18 protein-coding genes and 1 tRNA gene are annotated in these 18184 nt (G+C 64.9%); 9 read left to right on the top strand and 10 right to left on the bottom strand.

The features are described 5' to 3' along the window. Window positions 1-194 precede the first annotated feature (194 nt). Together PAA8504_RS03700 and PAA8504_RS03695 are read left to right on the top strand one after the other, a co-directional pair. Entirely contained in the window at window positions 195-839 is a 645-nt protein-coding gene (locus tag PAA8504_RS03700; RefSeq protein WP_181375677.1) for a hypothetical protein, read from the top strand. A gap of 155 nt (window positions 840-994) precedes the next feature. Continuing rightward, on the top strand, window positions 995-1309 hold the full coding sequence (locus PAA8504_RS03695) for a hypothetical protein (protein WP_108892769.1): 315 nt from the start codon (window positions 995-997) through the stop codon (window positions 1307-1309). A gap of 130 nt (window positions 1310-1439) precedes the next feature. On the opposite strand, the gene PAA8504_RS03690 is transcribed toward PAA8504_RS03695, so the two are convergent. After that, window positions 1440-1516: transfer RNA gene (locus PAA8504_RS03690), tRNA-Ile, on the bottom strand. 128 nt (window positions 1517-1644) lie between these two features. On the opposite strand from PAA8504_RS03690, the gene purM reads away from it, so the two are divergent. Together purM and purN are read left to right on the top strand one after the other, a co-directional pair. Beyond that, the gene (purM, locus tag PAA8504_RS03685; RefSeq protein WP_108892768.1) at window positions 1645-2688 is read left to right on the top strand and encodes a phosphoribosylformylglycinamidine cyclo-ligase; all 1044 of its coding nucleotides are present in this window, start codon (window positions 1645-1647) and stop codon (window positions 2686-2688) included. A gap of 10 nt (window positions 2689-2698) precedes the next feature. Then, complete coding sequence (gene purN / locus PAA8504_RS03680) at window positions 2699-3304, top strand: phosphoribosylglycinamide formyltransferase (protein WP_108892767.1); 606 nt, start codon at window positions 2699-2701, stop codon at window positions 3302-3304. 1 nt (window position 3305) lies between these two features. Here the strand turns inward: purN and PAA8504_RS03675 are convergent, their stop codons facing one another. Continuing rightward, on the bottom strand, window positions 3306-3623 hold the full coding sequence (locus tag PAA8504_RS03675; protein ID WP_108892766.1) for a phosphoribosyl-ATP diphosphatase: 318 nt from the start codon (window positions 3621-3623) through the stop codon (window positions 3306-3308). Further along, window positions 3620-4381, bottom strand: coding sequence for an imidazole glycerol phosphate synthase subunit HisF (gene hisF, locus PAA8504_RS03670; protein ID WP_108892765.1), 762 nt, complete (start codon window positions 4379-4381; stop codon window positions 3620-3622). The genes PAA8504_RS03675 and hisF overlap by 4 nt, the downstream gene beginning before the upstream one ends. An 89-nt stretch (window positions 4382-4470) precedes the next feature. Between hisF and PAA8504_RS03665 the strand changes: the two genes are divergently transcribed. Then, window positions 4471-4905 carry a DUF302 domain-containing protein gene (locus PAA8504_RS03665; protein ID WP_181375676.1) on the top strand — a complete coding sequence of 145 codons (435 nt, stop codon included), beginning with the start codon at window positions 4471-4473 and terminating at the stop codon, window positions 4903-4905. 3 nt (window positions 4906-4908) lie between these two features. Here the strand turns inward: PAA8504_RS03665 and hisA are convergent, their stop codons facing one another. Further along, window positions 4909-5628, bottom strand: coding sequence for a 1-(5-phosphoribosyl)-5-[(5-phosphoribosylamino)methylideneamino]imidazole-4-carboxamide isomerase (hisA, locus tag PAA8504_RS03660; RefSeq protein ID WP_108892764.1), 720 nt, complete (start codon window positions 5626-5628; stop codon window positions 4909-4911). Between the two features lie 133 nt (window positions 5629-5761). Between hisA and PAA8504_RS03655 the strand changes: the two genes are divergently transcribed. Further along, window positions 5762-6151: a DUF2147 domain-containing protein gene (locus PAA8504_RS03655; protein ID WP_108892763.1), complete on the top strand. Its 390-nt coding sequence runs from the start codon at window positions 5762-5764 to the stop codon at window positions 6149-6151. A gap of 60 nt (window positions 6152-6211) precedes the next feature. Beyond that, entirely contained in the window at window positions 6212-7018 is an 807-nt protein-coding gene (locus tag PAA8504_RS03650) for an alpha/beta fold hydrolase (RefSeq protein ID WP_108892762.1), read from the top strand. 130 nt (window positions 7019-7148) lie between these two features. Here PAA8504_RS03650 and PAA8504_RS03645 read toward each other — a convergent pair whose 3' ends face one another. The 6 genes from PAA8504_RS03645 to PAA8504_RS03620 all read right to left on the bottom strand — a co-directional run bounded on the left by PAA8504_RS03645 (window position 7149) and on the right by PAA8504_RS03620 (window position 16279). Then, the gene (locus PAA8504_RS03645) at window positions 7149-8372 is read right to left on the bottom strand and encodes a glycerophosphodiester phosphodiesterase family protein (protein WP_108892761.1); all 1224 of its coding nucleotides are present in this window, start codon (window positions 8370-8372) and stop codon (window positions 7149-7151) included. Between the two features lie 95 nt (window positions 8373-8467). After that, window positions 8468-8827: an SUF system Fe-S cluster assembly protein gene (locus PAA8504_RS03640; protein WP_108892760.1), complete on the bottom strand. Its 360-nt coding sequence runs from the start codon at window positions 8825-8827 to the stop codon at window positions 8468-8470. A gap of 62 nt (window positions 8828-8889) precedes the next feature. Further along, on the bottom strand, window positions 8890-10545 hold the full coding sequence (locus PAA8504_RS03635; protein ID WP_108892759.1) for a mechanosensitive ion channel family protein: 1656 nt from the start codon (window positions 10543-10545) through the stop codon (window positions 8890-8892). A gap of 66 nt (window positions 10546-10611) precedes the next feature. After that, a complete protein-coding gene (rimK, locus tag PAA8504_RS03630) occupies window positions 10612-12024 on the bottom strand; it encodes a 30S ribosomal protein S6--L-glutamate ligase (protein ID WP_108892758.1) in 1413 nt (470 codons plus the stop codon). Window positions 12025-12125: 101 nt separating this feature from the next. Continuing rightward, entirely contained in the window at window positions 12126-15185 is a 3060-nt protein-coding gene (locus PAA8504_RS03625; protein WP_108892757.1) for an efflux RND transporter permease subunit, read from the bottom strand. Continuing rightward, window positions 15182-16279 carry an efflux RND transporter periplasmic adaptor subunit gene (locus PAA8504_RS03620; protein WP_181375675.1) on the bottom strand — a complete coding sequence of 366 codons (1098 nt, stop codon included), beginning with the start codon at window positions 16277-16279 and terminating at the stop codon, window positions 15182-15184. The genes PAA8504_RS03625 and PAA8504_RS03620 overlap by 4 nt, the downstream gene beginning before the upstream one ends. A gap of 159 nt (window positions 16280-16438) precedes the next feature. On the opposite strand from PAA8504_RS03620, the gene tgt reads away from it, so the two are divergent. Next, entirely contained in the window at window positions 16439-17566 is a 1128-nt protein-coding gene (gene tgt, locus PAA8504_RS03615) for a tRNA guanosine(34) transglycosylase Tgt (protein WP_108892755.1), read from the top strand. A 56-nt stretch (window positions 17567-17622) separates the two neighbouring features. Continuing rightward, window positions 17623-18168: a hypothetical protein gene (locus PAA8504_RS03610; protein ID WP_108892754.1), complete on the top strand. Its 546-nt coding sequence runs from the start codon at window positions 17623-17625 to the stop codon at window positions 18166-18168. Window positions 18169-18184: the final 16 nt, after the last annotated feature.

The following is an 18184-nucleotide window of genomic DNA, read 5'->3' as shown; positions in this document are numbered from 1 at the left end:
ATACATCAACGGCTTCTACAATCCACGGCGGCGACACTCAGCACTGGGCTGGAAAAGTCCCTCGGCCTTCGAACGATAGGCCGCCTAAATGAGCACCGTGACCGGAACCAAACCGCGACAGGTCCAGGCGCTGATCGGCCGGGTCACCGCGCGCGCGCATCGGGCATGCCAGAGCCCACGGCCAGGGCGACGGAATGAGCGAGGCGGACATCGCCGGCGGCCGCGCGATCTCGGCCGCGGCCTGGGCGGAGCTGCGCCGGGCGAGCCGGACCACGGCCCTGTCGCGGTTCGGGGATACGCCCGCCGGGGTCCTGCTGCCTAACCAGCAGCAGCTGCTGCGCACCGCCGCGGCAAACTCGGTCACTTGGTGCAAGAAGAGCCGGCGGACCGGTGCGACCTGGGCGCTGGCCGCTGACGGGGTTCTGACCTCGGGCGTGGCGCGCACCGCCGGTGGAATGGACACTCTATATATCGGCTACAATCTCGACATGGCGCGCGAGTTCATCGACGCCTGCGGCGACTGGGCCCGCGCCTTCATGCCGGCGATCGCGGAAGCCGAGGAGTTCCTGTTCAAGGACGCGGCGCAACCCGGCGAGGCCGACCAGTTCATCCAGGCGTTCCGCATCCGCTTCGCCAGCGGGTTCGAGATCACCGCGCTGTCGTCGAAGCCCCGCTCCCTGCGCGGTCGGCAAGGCAAGGTGATCATCGACGAGGCCGCGTGCCACGACGACTTTGAAGAGCTGCTGAAGGCCGCGTTCGCGCTGCTGATCTGGGGCGGTACCTGTCGCGCCTCGCATCGGACCTCGGCGCGGACTTCAAGATCGTCGGGCCGCGTCTGATCTTCGTTCTGCGCGCCAGCGGGCGGTCCGCCTCGGGAAAGCCCCTGGGCCTGCCGCTGGTCCTGCCGAGCTCGGACGACATCGAATCGATCGAGTGGACCGGCGGCGAGCGCGGCCGGTTCGGATCGGTGAAGGCGTTCTGGCAGGACGGGGCCATGGCCACGCGCAAGTTCGTCGAGGTGGGCGGGGGCGAGGGCCCGGCGAAGGAGCTGCGCAAGACCTATGCCAGCGCGGAGGCGGCGCGGAAGGCGGCGACGGCCGAGCTCGAGGACGGGAACGCGGCCGTCGACCGGATCGAGGTTACCATGGCGGGGGCGCCGTGGCTGCGGGCCGAGGACCCGTTCGTCCTGCCGCCGCTGGAACCGGAATACGCCGGCGACTGGGTGATCCAGCAGATCGTCCACACGATGATGAAGGACGGCTTCCGATCCCGCGCCTCGCTGGAGAGGCCCCGGCAAGCGGGCGCTTAGAGGTCTATGAGAGGGGTGCGGAAGGTCTTTTAGAGGGCTTTTACAGAAATCCGAGTTCCGCCAACTCAAATGTCAGAAACGACAAACGAAGTGTCACGCTACAGCTACAACCGGGGTTTTCTGAGGCGGATGGTAGGCCCGGAGGGACTTGAACCCCCAACCAAAGCGTTATGAGCGCTCTGCTCTAACCAATTGAGCTACAGGCCCGCCGAAGTTCCGGTTATCAGACCCGCGGGAGAGACGGAAGACATGTCCGTGCACTCGATCCGCTTGACCGTTGCGAGCCCGCGCCGTCTGCGGTAACGCCGCGAAAACCGGGTATCGAAGGACGCGTCATGGTCGAAGGAAAAAACGGGCTGACCTATGCGGCGGCGGGCGTCGACATCGATGCCGGCAACGCGCTGGTCGAGCGGATCAAGCCCGCGGCAAAGGCGACCGACCGGCCCGGCACGATGGCGGGGTTGGGCGGATTCGGCGCGCTGTTCGACTTGAAGGCAGCAGGCTTCGAGGACCCTGTGCTGGTCGCCGCGACGGACGGGGTGGGCACCAAGCTTCGGATCGCGATCGACACCGGGGACGTCGCGGCCGTCGGGATCGACCTTGTGGCGATGTGCGTTAACGATCTTGTCTGCCAAGGTGCAGAGCCCCTGTTTTTCCTAGATTATTTTGCGACCGGCAAGCTTGAGCTCGACGCGGCCGCGCAGGTGATCGAAGGGATCGCCGAAGGCTGCCGCCTGGCCGGCGCCGCCCTGATAGGTGGCGAGACGGCCGAGATGCCGGGCATGTATCACGGCGGCGATTTTGATCTGGCAGGTTTCGCGGTTGGCGCGATGGAGCGGGGCGCAGCCCTGCCGCGCGACGTGGTCGAGGGCGACGTGTTGCTCGGCGTCTCGAGCACCGGGGTCCATTCCAACGGGTATTCGCTGGTCCGCCGGATCGTCGCGCAATCGGGCCTGGGCTGGGATTCGCCGTGCCCCTGGGCAGACGGGACGCTGGGCGCCGCTTTGCTGGCCCCGACCGCGCTTTACGTGAGGGGTGCGCTGGGTGCGATGCGGGCCGGGGCGCACGGATTTGCCCACATCACCGGCGGCGGACTGACCGAGAACCTGCCACGCGCCCTGCCGGAGGGACTGGGTGCCGAGATCGACCTTGGCACGTGGACCTCGGCCCCGGTCTTCGATTGGCTGGCGCTGGAAGGGGGCCTTGCCCGGGCAGAGATGTTGAAGACCTTCAACTGCGGCATCGGGTTCGTGGCCATCGTCCCCGAAGATGCGGTGGATGCGGCGGCCACCGCGTTCCAGGACCAGGGACAGGCAGTTCACCGTATCGGTAGCGTCGTGTCCGGTGACGGCGTGACCTATCGCGGCGATCGGACCTGACCGCGCCCCGATGAAGCGGGTTGCGATCCTTCTGTCCGGCGGCGGGTCCAACATGGTCCGCCTGGTCAACAGCATGGCGGGCGATCATCCTGCGCGGCCGTGCCTTGTCCTGTCGAACGATCCGAACGCCGGGGGCCTCGCGAAGGCCCGCGCGATGGGGGTGCCGACCGCAGCCGTCGATCACCGGCCTTTCCGGGGCGACCGGGCTGCGTTCGAAGCCGCGCTGTCCGAGCCTTTGCGCGCCGCAGCCCCCGATATCGTGTGTCTCGCCGGGTTCATGCGGATCCTGACGGCACCCTTCATTTCCGATTGGGAGGGGCGCATGCTGAACATCCACCCCTCGCTGCTGCCCGCCTACCGCGGGCTCGACACCAATGCCCGGGCTATCGCGGCAGGGGACCAACAGGCAGGTTGCACGGTGCACGAGGTCACGGCCGAGCTGGATGACGGCCCGATCCTGGGCCAGGCGCGCGTGCCGGTCCATGACAGCGACACGGCCGACACCCTGGCCGCGCGGGTTCTGACGATGGAGCACCGTCTGTATCCGGCCGTACTGAGGCGGTTCGCGCAGGACGACCGGACACCAATACGGATGGAATGGGCCGGGGAGGCTTAGTCTAGCGCGCCGCCTTTTCGTCCAAGCCGGATTTTCCTTCGCGTAGCGTCAGTTCGGCCTCGATATCGGTCAGCGTCACGTCGCGGGCGGCGCACATGACCAGCAGGTGATAAAGTACGTCCGCCGCTTCCGCCGTCAGGCGGTCGCGGTCGCCCTTCACGGCTTCGATCACGGCTTCGACGGCCTCTTCGCCGAACTTCTCGGCGCATTTCTCGGGGCCTTTCGCCAGAAGCTTTGCGGTCCAGCTTCCCTCGGGGTCCGAGCCCTTGCGAAGCTCGATCGTCGCGGCAAGGCGGGCCAGGGCATGGTCGGTCTTCATTGCATCCTCATAGGGATTCCGGCGGCGGCCATGTGGGCCTTGGCTTCGCCGATGGTGTAGTCGCCGAAGTGGAAGATCGACGCCGCCAGCACCGCCGACGCCCGGCCTTCGGTGACGCCTTCGACCAGGTGATCCAGTGTGCCGACCCCGCCGCTGGCGATCACCGGCACCGTCACCGCATCCGAAATCGCCCGCGTGAGCGGCAGGTTGAAGCCCGCCCGGGTGCCGTCCCGGTCCATGGAGGTCAGCAGGATCTCCCCCGCGCCCTTCTCGACCACGGTGCGGGCGAACTCGACCGCGTCGATGCCGGTTGGCTTGCGACCGCCGTGGGTGAAGATCTCCCACTTGCCGGGGGCCACGGTCTTGGCGTCGATGGCAACGACAATGCATTGTGCGCCGAAGCGGTCCGCCGCGCGCGCCACCACGTCGGGGTCGGCGACTGCGGCCGAGTTGAACGACACCTTGTCCGCGCCCGCCAGCAGCAAGTTCCTTACGTCGTCGGACGTGCGAACACCCCCGCCGACGGTCAGCGGCATGAAACAGTGTTCGGCCGTGCGGCGGGCCAGGTCGAACATGGTGCCCCGGTTCTCGTGCGTGGCGTGGATGTCGAGGAAACACAGTTCGTCGGCGCCAGCGGCGTCATAGGCGATGGCGGCCTCGACCGGGTCACCCGCATCGCGCAGGTCGACGAAGTTCACGCCTTTGACCACGCGGCCATCGGCCACGTCGAGGCAGGGGATGATACGCGTCTTCAGCATGGGGCCCTGTTATCCCCGGGACGCGAAAAGGGGAAGGGGAACCCGCCGCACCGGCCTGCACTTGGGATCTCAGACAGGGAGGGTTCGAAATGAGACATGTTGTTGTCGCCGCGATGATGCTGGCCACGCCCGCGCTGGCCGATGTCGAGAGGATGGAGGCCCAAGGCTCCGTCGACGAGGCGTTCGCCCGGCTTCAAGACGCGGTTGAGGAAGCCGGCGCGACGGTTTTTGCCACCGTCGATCACGGCGCGGGCGCCTCGGATGCGGGCATGGATCTTGGCGCGTCGAAGCTTCTGATCTTCGGCAACTCGCAGCTTGGCACGCCCGTCATGCAGGAGGACATGACCGCGGGGCTGGTCCTGCCGTTGAAGATGCTGGTCTATGACGACGACGGCCAGACCTATGTCGCTTACGAAGAGGTCGAGGAAACGTTCGACGACTTCGACGTGGACGACGACCTGGAGGTGTTCGAGCGCATGGAGGACGCGCTGGAAAACTTCGCGACAGCCGCCGCCGGGTCCTGAGGCTCAGGCGCGCAGGGCATCCAGCGCGGCGCGCAGATCCAGTGCGCCGTCATAGAGCGCCCGGCCCGAGATCGCCCCGGCGATCACCCCGGTGTCGCGCAGGGCCAGCAGGTCCTGCATCGACGAGACGCCACCGCTTGCGATAACGGGAATCTTGACTGCGCGCGCCAGATTTTCGGTGGCCTGCACGTTCGGGCCGCCCATTGCCCCGTCCCGGTCGATGTCGGTGTAGATGATCGCGGCGACGCCGGCATCCTCGAAGCTGCGGGCCAGGTCGGTGACCAGCACGTCCGTCTCCTCGGCCCAGCCACGGGTGGCGACGCGGCCGTTCCGCGCGTCCAGTCCGACGGCCACCTTGCCGGGGAACGCCTTTGCGGCCTGGCGCACGAGGTCGGGGTTCTCGACCGCCACGGTCCCCAGGATGACCCGCGACAGCCCCTTGGACAGCCACATCTCAACCGTTTCGATGTCTCGGATGCCGCCGCCAAGCTGGCAGGGCACCTGCACGCGCTTCAATATCGCCTCGACCGCATCCGCGTTCACCGGACGGCCTTCGAACGCGCCGTTGAGGTCCACCAGATGCAGCCAGTCGCAGCCGGCTTCCTGGAACGAGGCCGCCTGCGCCGCGGGGTCGCTGCCGAATATCGTGGCCGCCTCCATGTCGCCGCGCAGCAGGCGCACGCAATTGCCGTCCTTCAGGTCGATAGCGGGATAGAGGATCATGGGCGGCTCTCCGTATGTGGTCGGGTGGCTTTTGGCAGGGACGTGGCGTCTTGCCAAGCGAACCCGACGTCACGCTTGCCTCGAATCAGGGATCGGGGACCATCACGGCATCTGTTCTGGGAGGAGTTTGAACATGAAACGCGTTATGATTGCCGCCGTTGCGGTCATGGGATTTGCAGGGATTGCGCATGCGGACCCCATCGAGGGGGTCTGGCAGACCCAGCCGGATGAAGGCCGGGTCGCCCATATCCGCATCGCACCGTGTGGCGACGGGTATTGCGGGTCGATCACCCGAACGTTCGACACGTCGGGCGATGTCGTCAGCTCGGCCAATGATGGCTCGCAGATCGTCCGGTCGATGGTTCCCCAGGGCGGCGGGGCCTATCGTGGGGAAGTCTATCGCCCGGCGAACCAGAAGGTCTATTCCGGCAAGGCGCAGGTCTCGGGCAACGCGATGCAGCTTTCGGGATGCGTGGCGGGAGGCCTGATCTGCAAGAGCCAGACCTGGCAGAAGGTCCAGTAGGGAACGTCCCGCCCCTGCGAATGTTGACCCTTCGACCCTGACACAGGACGGAGGATTGACATGCCTATCGTGCAGACCACGGACAAGACGGAGCTCTATGTAAAGGACTGGGGCGAAGGCCGTCCTGTTGTGCTGATCCATGGCTGGCCGTTGAATGCCGACAGCTGGGAATATCAGTCCCTTGCACTGACCGAGGCGGGATTCCGCGTGATCTCTTACGACCGGCGCGGGTTCGGCCGATCTGGCCAGCCGTTCAAGGGCTATGACTACGACACGATGGCCGACGACCTGGCCAGCGTCATGGACGCGTTGGATTTGCGCGACGCGACGATCTGCGGCTTTTCCATGGGAGGCGGCGAAGTGGCGCGATACATCGCGCGCCATGGCACCGCCAAACTGCGCCAGGCTGTGCTGATTTCGTCCATCGTGCCGTTCATGAAGAAGACGGACGACAATCAAAACGGCGTGCCCGAGGATGTCTTCACGCAGATGAAGGACGGTATCCGCAAGGATCGCCCTGGCTTCATGAAGGATTTTTTTCCGGGGTTCTACGGCAAGGACGTCTCGGACAGCATCCTGCACTGGACTTGGTCCATGGCCATGATGGCCAGCCCGAAGGCCACGCTGGATTGCATCGACGCGTTCGGCCATACCGATCTGCGCCCGAGCCTCGAGAAGTTCGACATACCCACGTTGGTCATTCACGGCACCGGAGACGAGATCGTGCCGATCGACACGGCAGGCCGGGCTGCGGCGAAGGCGATCAAAGGGGCGACGTTCAAGGAATACGACGGCGCACCGCACGGCCTTCTGGCGACCCATGCCGAACAGGTGAACCGCGACCTGATCGATTTCCTGAAGGGCTGAAGACCGCGTTTCCCGCGGTGAATGTTCGCTCGGGGGAACAGCTGACACGGATTTGCGTGAGCCTTGTCCGAAAACGAAACGGGGCGCAGCCAAGCCGCTGCGCCCCGTCTTGATTAGTTTGCCTGCCGGATCAGAGACCCATGCAATTGGCATAGTAGGTGACCGTCGCGGGCCAGTCCGAGAACACGCCTTCGACTTCCACGTCCTGCGCGAGGGTGTGAAGCACTCGGTAGTAATCCTCGGCGCCGTCGATCTGGTCTGATACGGACTGGTAATACCAGCCGCCCCCATCGGTCAGCGGGCCCGAACGCTCAAGCGTCCAGGTGATCAGGTTCAGGCCGGCTTCCTTGGCGGCCTCGGCGTAGTTCGAGGCGACGATCTCCTCCCCTTCGACCGTGACGAGCATGTTGATCGACGGGGCCAGGTACTGAACGCCCTGTTCGGCCAATTGCTCGAAATCCTGCTGCCAGGTCGAGCTATCCTGCTCGTCGAAGCCTTCGGTCCATTCCACGAGATACACGGCCTGCTGACCGAACTCGTCCTCGTTTTCGATCCAATAAAGAACGTCGTCGAGGTTGAACGATTGCGGCCAGACGCGCGAGGCTTCGATGCCCGCATCGCGGTATTCCTGGATCATCTTGGCGGCGTAGTCTTCCTGGCTGAAGCCGTCGAACGGCATCTCGACCGATGGGGACTTGAGCTCGGGCGTGAAGTCGGCGCCCAGTTCGTCGAACAGTGCGATCGACTCGGCGTGGGTCATCAGCGTCGCACCGTCGGAGTAAAGCGTGGTGCGCCACGGGGCGACGCCGCCCTGAAATTCCTCGGCCGTGCTGGCCTGACCGTCGAAGGCGTCCATCTTCGGCTCGAGCGTACGGAATTCGGCAAGGGTGATGTCGCTGGTGCGGCACTCGGCCGTGGCGGCGGTGTCGCCTTCGGCAGCGGTGAAGCCGGTGGTGCACTGCTCGGCCAGATCGGTCGTCAGGATGTTCGTTGTGGTGTGCAGGTCGTTCTGCGCGTGGCGGCAGACCAGCTCCTGATCGGCGGTGAAGGTCACGTCGCATTCCAAAATGCCGGCACCCTGAAGGGCCGCGGCGCGATTGGATTCGACCGTGTGTTCCGGAAATTGCAGCGGCGCACCGCGGTGCCCGATAGAGAACTTGGTGGGCTGACCTTCCTGGCCCATGCAGGACATCAGCTGATCTTTCAGTTCGCCGTCGGACAGTTTGTTGATCAGGTAGGCAGGGCGCGGGCCATAGTCGACGGCGGTCTGCGCGCCGCCGTCATGCGCTTCGGCAAACGCTTGTCCCGCGGACAGAATTGCTGCCGCTGAAACGAGAATGGTGGTCTTCTTCATATCGGTCTCCCTCGTTCTTCATTGAACGAGGGGGTATTCTCTGGCGTTCGTCACAGGCACGCAACGATTCTGTAACAGTGCCGTGAACCTGCAAGCTACATGAAGCCCAGTTCCAGCCGCGCTTCGTCGGACATCATGTCCATGCCCCAGGGCGGCTCCCAGGTCAGCTCGACGTCGACATGCTTGACGCCGGCTAAGGGCTCGATCGCCTCGGCGACCCAGCCAGGCATCTCGCCTGCGACGGGGCATCCGGGGGCGGTCAGCGTCATGATGACATTGACCTCGTTCGCCTCGTTGATGTCGATGGTGTAGACGAGGCCCAGATCGTAAATATTGACCGGGATTTCGGGGTCGTAGACGGAGCGACACGCCTCGACCACCTGCTCGTGCAGGGGATGGTCGGTGGACGACGGTTTGATGAGGGGCGCGCCTTCCAGCTGATCGGACGGGGACATGGGCATTCCTTCATGTTTGCCGACCAATTATGTAGGGATGCAGTCGCCCGAGGTCCAGACCGTCAGGCCCCGTCGGCATCCATCGCGGCCTGCGGCAGGGTGATGCGGCCGGTTTCCTCTTCCAGCTCCTGCGCCATGATCATCAGGCGTTCCATGATCGCGCGTTCCGTGACCCATGTCTGGTTCGGCTCGTCGATGCGGAACGAGAAGCGCACCGTCATGCCCAGCGCATCCTGTCCCATTACGTACATCGCGGCCGTATCCTTGGACACGACGAGGGGCTCATCCTCGACGATCTTTTCGAAGCGCTTGCGGATCTCGGGCAAGTCGGCGCTCTGGGCGAAGGTGATCAGCGCGAATCCAGTCATGCCGCCGTCGGTCATCGACCAGTTCTCGAACGCGTCGCCCACAAAGTGGCTGACGGGGACGACTAGCCGATTGTCCTTCATCGTCTTGAGCTGGACGTAGGTGAAATGGATACGTTCCACGGTCACGAACTGCCCGTTATAGACAAGCTGGTCACCGATCCGGGCGGACCGGTTGATGGCGATCTGCAGCGAGGCGAGAATGTTTCCCAGCACGTGGCGGGCGGCGAAGCCTATGATCAGTGTCAGCGCCCCCGCAGACGCCAGAAGCGAGAATCCCAGCGAGCGGAACATGTTGGCGGATGCCAGCACGATGCCCAACCCCGCCACAACGCCGAACACGATCAGCACCCGACGCGCACCCGTGATGACTGTTGCATAGTTCCGGACCGTGGAATTTTCGGGGTCGGCCAGCCGGTCGCTGTCCATCGTCACCATGCGGTCCAGCGCGGTGTCTAGGATCGACATGGCGAACATCAGAAACGCCACGACATAGCCGATCAGCGTGATCGGCGTCAGGATCGACGCGATGTTCCCCGAAACGGTAAATACGTTCAGCGCGAGGAAGAGGATGACGCTGGTGGTCACGACGATCGTCATCGGCCACCGGACAGCATGCAGTGCGATCTGGCTCCAGTGTCCGTCCGAGCGGCGCGATAGTAGCTTGAACAGCCGATAGGTGCTGCGCCCGGCGATCCAGGCCAGGATGATGACGAAGGGCAGCCCGATCAGCTCGAAAACGCGCGGGCCGAAATACGATTCCTTGCGAAGCCAGTCGGGCAACGCCTGTTCCAGCGCGGTAGGGCCATATTCCTCGTAAAGGGCCGGGACCTGCTCGACGGTGCGATCTGCGAACAGCCAGACCGGATCCCCGTCGGGTGGCTTCACCCGGTTCAGCCGGATCGCCACCTCCCGGTTGCCAAGGGCAAGTACCCCGATCAGCAGCGAGCGACGCGGCTGTCCGGCCATGGCGGCGGAACTGGAGGTGCGCGCGTCGAGGGAATCGGGCCGCTCCATCAGGGTGCGCCACGATATGATGGCGCGCCTTTGCAGGACGCTGTGAAGTTGAGAGGCCAGGACCGGCCCGCTGAGGCTTTGGTCTTCCGACGACATCCCGGAAAGGTTCAGAAGATGGGCCGCGGCCCGGGTATCCCCCCGGTCGATCGCGTCCAGAAAACTCTCGACCGTGCCCTGCGGTGTTTCCCGGTCGATCTGGGACGGCGCCTCGCCCAGGCCGGGGTTCAGCTCGTCTACGGGAAACCACGTCCCGGGCGGTGTGCCCGGATCTTCGGTCTGCCCCAGAGCGGGCAGGGTCAGTAGAAAAAGGACGGCAAGGGCACGCAGCAGGCTCATTCGCGCCTATATGGGGCACCGCCGACGAATGTCCCGTCAGGATACCCCTATTCCTCGGGGGTTCGTCTATCCCGGTGACGAATCCTGCTTTTTCGACCCGGACCGGCGCTTGACGGGGGCTGGGCGGACGCGTTTCTCGATCATATCATACAGCGCCCCGCACAGATTTTTGCCGCTTGCGGTCTCGGCCCCTTCCAACCCGGGGGAGGAGTTTACTTCCAGCACCTTCGGGCCATCATCCGACCGCAGCAGGTCCACACCGGCAAGGCCCAGGTTGAACGCCTTCGCCGCACGGACCGCGGTTTCGCGCTCGACCTTCGTGATCTTCACCGGCGAGGCCGAGCCGCCCATGTGCAGGTTGGACCGGAATTCCCCCGGTGCGGCGGATCGCTTGATCGCCGCCTCGACACGGCCGCCCATGACGATGCAGCGGATATCCTCGCCATTCGCTTCCTTGACGAATTGCTGGACCAGGAAATTGGCGCGCAGGCCCCGGAACGCGCTGATGACCGACTCGGCCGCCTTCTTCGTCTCGGCCAGGACGACACCGCGCCCTTGGGTCGATTCCAGCAACTTCACAATCAACGGCGCCGAGCCGACGATATTCATCAAGTTCGCCGTATCCTTGGGCGAGGAGGCAAAGGCCGTCACCGGCATCCCGATCTTCTGCCGCGCTAGCACCTGGTGGGCGTGCAGCTTATCGCGGCTGGCCGTGATGCCGCTGCTGCCGTTCAGGACCCAGGTGCCGATCGTTTCGAACTGGCGGACGATGGCGGTGCCGTAGGGCGTGATCGAAGCGCCGACGCGCGGGATCACCGCGTCATAGCGGGGCAGGCGGGTGCCGTCGTAGTGGATGTCGGGCGCCATGGCGTTCAGCGTCATGTAGCAGCGAAGGGTGTCGATTACCTCGATCGTGTGGCCGCGCTTCTCGCCTTCCTCAACCAGACGCTTGGTCGAGTATGTGTTGGGTTCGCGCGACAGGACGGCGATCCTCAACGACCGGCTGGGCGCGACCTGCCGGACCTTGGTGGTCGTGTAGGCCTCGTAATCCAGTTCGGGCTGGCAAAAGCTTTCCTGTGGGGCGACCACGGCATCCTCGGGAATGCCCTGACGACCCAGCAACATGCGGTACTGCATCGACCCCCGGTCGGTCAGCGTCAGCTCTACCGGCCATTCCTGCTCGCCCATCTTCATCCGCGTCTCGATGACATAGCGCTGCTCGGTCTCGCCATTCGAAGACGTGACTTCCCGGCGGTCGATCACCGGGGCGGAACACGCGATCGCCAGCTCCGGCCGGTTGGGAACGGGGTACATCAGGAACCGCACCTTCGGTTTCGCCGCAGGCCCGAACGTCTCGATCTCGAACGCATGGAGGGCGCTGGTCTTGGCGCCCGTATCCACCTTGGCCTTCAACGCAGGCAGCCCCAGGTCAGGCAGGGCGACCCATTCCTCCCATCCCAGGCGCAGGGGGTCTGTCATGTTTCGTCTCCCATTGTGTCCCGCCTCACTTGGGGCGATGTCCCGGCGGGGCAATCACCCGTCCGGGCCTCTCGCGCAAGCCCGAACCGTCGGGGCAAAGGTCACGATGCCTGCACTTTCCCCGTGTCCTCTTGCGGGGCGTCGCGTTGCAGAAGGTCATAGAGCACGGGCGTCAGGAACAGGGTCAGGATAGAAGCGCCGAGGAAGCCGCCGATAATCACGATCCCGATGGAGAACCGGCTTTCCGCGCCCGCGCCGCTGGACATGACCAGTGGAACCGCACCCAGCACCGTGGACATCACGGTCATCAGGATCGGGCGCAGACGTACAGTCGAGGCTTCGATCACCGCCTCGCGCACGGGTTTGCCCTGCTCGCGCAGCTGGTTGGCGAACTCGACAATCAGGATACCGTTCTTGGCCATCAGCCCTATCAGCATGACCATTCCCACCTGCGTATAGATGTTCACCGCTTCGCCCAGCACGAACAGGGTCATCAGCGCGCCTGCCACGGCCAGCGGGACCGACAGAAGAATGACGATCGGCTGGATAAAGCTTTCGAACTGCGCGGCGAGGACCAGGAATACGACCAGAAGCGCCAGCGCGAAGGTGGTCAGCATCCCGCCCGATGTCTCCTGAAAGCTCGCGGCTTGCCCGCTATACGAGATCTGCATCTGCGAGGGCAGCTCGGACGCGATGTCCTCGACCGTCTGGATGGCCGCGCCAAGATCGACGCCTTCGGCCAGCGAGGCCGAGATCTCGACTGAAGGCTGCCGGTTGAACCTGTTGAACGCCCGGACCGAGGCGCGCCGTTCCAGCGTTACAAGACCGTCGAGGGGCACCAGTTCGCCTGCGTCGGTGCGCACGTTCAGGCCACGCAGATCGTCGGTCGCGCGGCGCCGGTCATCCGGGGCTTGAAGGATCACGGGGTATTGCCGGTCACGAGAGATGAACTCGGTCACTTCGGCAGAGGCGAAGAAGGTGCGGACGGCATCGGATATGGCGCGGGTGTCCACGCCGATCTCCCGTGCCAGCGCGCGGTTCACACCGATATCGTAGCCGGGCGTGTTGACCTCGTAGGCGCGGCGTACGCCGACGATGTCGGAGCTCTCGCGCAGGCGATTGGCCATTTGTTCGGAATAGTCGGCCGCATCCTCGAAGCTGGGGGCGGTCACGATAATCTCCAGCCCCGAACTGCCACCGGCATCCAGGCCCGAAGGGGCGAAGCTGCGGACGCTTGCCAGGGTGATCTTGCCGAAGGCGGGGCGCAGCTCGTTGACCACGTCGCGCGGCCCCGGATCGCGTTCGCCCCAGGGGGCCATGGTGGCGACGATGAAGGCGCTTCCGGTCTCGCCATATTGCCCGACGATCGAGATGACATCGGTGACCACCCCGTCTTCGCGGTAGGGGGCGATCAGGTCCTCGACCTGCTGCACGGCCGCGTCGGTCAGGCCCAGAGCGGACCCTGCCGGCGCCTCGACCGAGACGAAGAAGATGCCGCGATCCTCTTCCGGGGTCAGCTGCGAGGGCAGTTCCTGGTAGAGGACCCACGATACGCCCGTCAGCGCCGCGGCGATGCCGCAGACAAGCACGGGCGCCTGGATGGCACGGGTCAGGAGGCTGCGATAGCCGTTCGAGGTGCGTTTCGTGATGCCTTGGACGATCTTCGCGAACCGCCCCTCGTTCATGCCGTGTTTCAGGACAAGGCTTGCGATCACGGGGCAAAGCGACAGGGCCACGAATGTCGAAAGTGCGACGGCAATGGCCAGCGTGATCCCGAACTCGCGGAACAGCTTGCCGATTTCGCCCTGCAAGAAGGACAGGGGGACAAACACGGCGATCAGGGTGATGGAGGTGGAGACGACGGCAAAGAACACCTGGTTCGCGCCGGTCCGCGCGGCCTCCTTCAGGTCGTCGCCTTCCTCAACCCGACGTTCGATATTCTCAAGCACCACGATGGCGTCGTCCACGACCAGCCCGATGGCCAGAATCAGGGCGAAAAGAGTCAGGATGTTGATCGAAAAACCGACGATGGCGATACCCGCACACGCGCCCAGAAGGGCGATGGGGATCGTGACGGCGGGCACGATGGTCGCGCGGATCGAGGTCAGGAACAGATAGATCACAGCGACCACGATGGCGACGGAAATGGCGAGCGTCGTCAGGACCTGGCGGATGGAATTCTCGATGAAGTTCGCATCGTCCGACGTGATCGTCAGGGAGGTTCCGCCGGGCAGGTCGTCGCGGATTTCTCGAACCTCGTCGCGCACGGCCGAGGAGATCGACAGGGTGTTCGCCGAAGACTGTCGCAAGACGCCCAGACCAATGGCGGTTTCGCCATTCGATCGAAACTCGCTGTCGTCGCTTTCCGTCCCGATCTCAACTCGGGCGACGTCGCGCAGGGTGACGCGCCCGTTCTCGGTATCGGCGACGATCAGGTCCTCGAATTCCGAGACGTCCGACAACCGCGTCTGCGTACGCAGAAGATAGGTGCGCGAGTCCGTTTCCAGCTGGCCGGCGGGAAGTTCGAGGTTGTTGTTGCGCAGCGCCTCGGCAATCTCGTTGGCCGTTATCCCCCGCGAGGCCATCGCCTCGGGGTCCAGCCAGACGCGCATGGCATAGGGGCGGTCGCCGTAGATCTGAACGGCCGCGACGCCCTGCAACGTCTCGAGCCGGTCGGTCACGAAGCGGTCGGCGTAATCCGTCAACTCGGAGGCGGACATATTGTCGGATGTCATCGTCATCCAGATGATCGGATCGCCCTGACTGTCGTTCTTCTCGATCTCGGGCTCCTCGGCTTCCTCGGGCAGGTCGCCCGCCACGGACTGCACGGCGGCGCGAACGTCGGAGGCGGCCTGGTCGATATCGCGGCCCTGCTGGAACGTGATGACGGTGCGCAGGCCGCCCAGTTCGCTTTCGGTGGATATGCGGTCGATCCCCGCCACGGTCGAGATTGCGCCCTCGACCACGGTTGCCAGTTCGCTGTCCACCACACCCGGTCCGGCGCCGGTATAGGGGACGCTGACGGTGACTTCGGCCGACGTTGTGTTGGGAAGTTCGCGCACGGGCATGCGTAGAAGGCCCGCGATCCCGAGGATGACGATAAGGATCGACATGACGGTGGCAAGGACGGGGCGGCGGACGCAAAGGTCGGGAAGGGTCATTCCAGCCCCTCGCGCGCGAAATTCTCGTCGATCTCGACCGGCGATCCATCCGACAGGTTGTCCCAGCCGGCCACGACGACGCGGTCCTCGCCGGACAGCCCGGACACTTCTGTCAGACTGCCGAGGGAGGCCCCAGGCTCGACCGAAGTGCGTTGCGCGGCGTTGTCGGAGATCGTGTAGACGTAGCTCGTCAGGCCCTCGCTGATGATCGCGTCGTCCGGGACGGCAAGCCCCTCGTAGGTGTCGATGACGACGCGGGCATTGGCGAACATGCCCCCGACCAGACGCCTGTCGGGGTTGTCGATCTCGGCGCGGATGTCGAAGCTGCGGGAGGTCAGGTCGATCTCGGGCGAGATGACGCTGAGCCGACCTTCGAAAATTTCACCCTCGAAGGCCGGGGTGGTGACATAGACCGTTTGGCCCTGTTCGATGCGGTCGAAATACCGCTCGGGCAGCGACACCTCGACTTCGACCGCCGACAGGTCCGATAGGCGCGTGACGACTTCGCCCGCATCCAGAAACGCGCCGGGTTCGGTGTCGATGACGCCCAGCGTTCCGGCGAACGGCGCGGTGATGGCGCGATCCTCGAGATCGGCTTCGGCCTGCATCGCGGCGGCCTCGGCCCGGCGGAAGGTGGCACGGGCCTCCTCCAATTGGGCTTCCGCGGCGGTGTTGCTCTCGGCCAGTTCCTCGATCCTGCGGTAGTCCTGTTCCGCCTCGCTCAAGGTTGCTTCGGCCTCGGCCAGGGCGCCGCGCTCGGCCCGGTCGTCAAGCTGGATCAGAAGCTGCCCTTCTTCTACCTGTTCGGTCGAACCGACCGGAACATCCGTCACGCGCCCCGATGCGCTGGGCACCAGTTCCACCGCACGGACCGGGCGCATCGTTCCGACCGCGGTCACGTCATCCTCGATCATGCGCAATTCAGGCGACGTCACGCCCACGCGCACGGGATCGCGTCCATTGCCATCACCACTTCCGCTCCCTTGAGAGGCCTGGCCTTCTCCGGAAAGCAGATACTGGGTTCCGAACACTCCACCCGCGGCGAACAGCGCCACAATGCAGAGGCCGACCAGAATTTCCAGGGTCTTTTTCACGATGCGCCTTCGATGCAAGGTCGTCCGAAGACCTAGGGCCGATGCGCCGCAGACCATCGGGAAGCGTCACTGCGACGCAGTGGCGCAGGATCGGACACGTATAGCCAGGATCATCCGAAGGACTTTGCAAGCTGTCCGGGTGAGGCGTAGAGGGCGGGGATGGACCGTTTCTCCTTCTCCCTCACCGCATGCGACGGCGCGGCCCGCACCGGCGTCATCAACACCCCTCGCGGCCAGATCCGAACGCCCGCCTTCATGCCTGTGGGCACCGCGGCGACAGTCAAGGCCATGCTTCCCGAAAGCGTGCGCGAGACGGGGGCCGATATCCTGCTGGGCAACACCTATCACCTGATGCTGCGCCCCGGGGCCGAACGGATCGCCCGTCTTGGCGGTCTGCACCGCTTCATGAACTGGGACCGGCCCATCCTGACCGACTCCGGCGGGTTCCAGGTGATGAGCCTTGCCGATTTGCGCAAGCTGACCGAAACGGGCGTGACCTTCCGCAGCCATATCGACGGATCGAAGCACGAGCTGACGCCCGAGCGGTCGATGGAAATCCAGAGGCTTCTAGGGTCTGACATCGTCATGGCGTTCGACGAATGCCCCGCGCTCCCGGCCGATCGGGATCGCATCGCCCACTCCATGCGCCTGTCGATGCGCTGGGCCGACCGGTCCCGCGTGGCCTTCGGCGACCGCCCCGGCCATGCCCTGTTCGGCATCATGCAAGGCGGGCTGGAGCGAGACCTGCGCGAGGAATCGGCTGAGGCGCTGACAGCGATCGGGTTCGAAGGCTATGCCGTCGGCGGGCTGGCGGTGGGCGAGGGGCAGGAGGCGATGTTTGGTTGCCTCGACTATGCGCCAGGCTTCCTGCCCGCGGACAAGCCGAGATACCTGATGGGCGTCGGCAAACCCGACGACATCGTGGGGGCCGTGAAACGCGGGATCGACATGATGGACTGCGTCCTGCCGTCGCGGTCAGGCCGCACGGGACAGGCCTGGACTCGGCGCGGTCAGGTCAACTTGAAGAACGCCCGCCATGCCGACGATCCCCGCCCCCTGGACGAAGCCTGCGGCTGTCCTGCGTGCCGATCCTATTCGCGCGCCTACCTGCACCACGTCTTCCGCGCCAACGAGATGATCTCGGGGATGCTGCTGACTTGGCATAATCTTCACTATTTTCAGCAGATCATGTCCGGGATGCGCAGCGCCATCGCCGAAGGAAGGTTCGACACGTGGGAAGCGGCGTTTCACGCTGACCGGGCGGCCGGGGATATCGAGCCGGTCTGAATGGGCGGGGCAGGTGCCTTAGTCGGGCGGCATCCCATGCTGCAAAGGAGAATTGTTTGCGTTTTGCCTTCTGCCTGATCGCGTTCGCCCTGCCGGTCGAAGCCGCAAGCCTATGCGACACGCCCGACTCCGAAGCGGTGAAGGCCGCCATCGAAGGGCGGTGGACGCTGACCGAAACGTTGTCGCTCGAGAACGAGACTGAGAGCATGATGCGTCACCCGGACCCCGTGCCGATCACGATCCGCGACGGGCGGATCGAAACGCCCCTCATCGACTCGCTGATCGGGCGTCCCGTTATGCTGGCCATGGCCGACGCGCCCTATGACGTCAATGCCGTGGACGACATCCTCGATGCCACCGACAGCGCCGAACTGGCCGATCTCGTTTCGGACACGCCTTGCGGCCCCGAAGGGCTGACGCAATTGACGGCGACCCTGCGGCAAACCGAAGGGGTCGCCGCACACGGCGCCATGACGCTTTTGCCATACTTCGACGACCGGATGCTGGTGATCACGGAACTGACGCTGCGATCCGATGAAACGGTGCTGTTCCTGACCGGTGCGGGCTACCTGACGCCACTGGACCCTGCCGTGCCGGATTGAACGCTTGCGCCCGCCC

Origin of the sequence: Palleronia abyssalis, assembly GCF_900302445.1 — a bacterium.
GTDB lineage: Bacteria > Pseudomonadota > Alphaproteobacteria > Rhodobacterales > Rhodobacteraceae > Palleronia > Palleronia abyssalis.
This window is presented reverse-complemented; position numbering and strand designations above follow the sequence as displayed.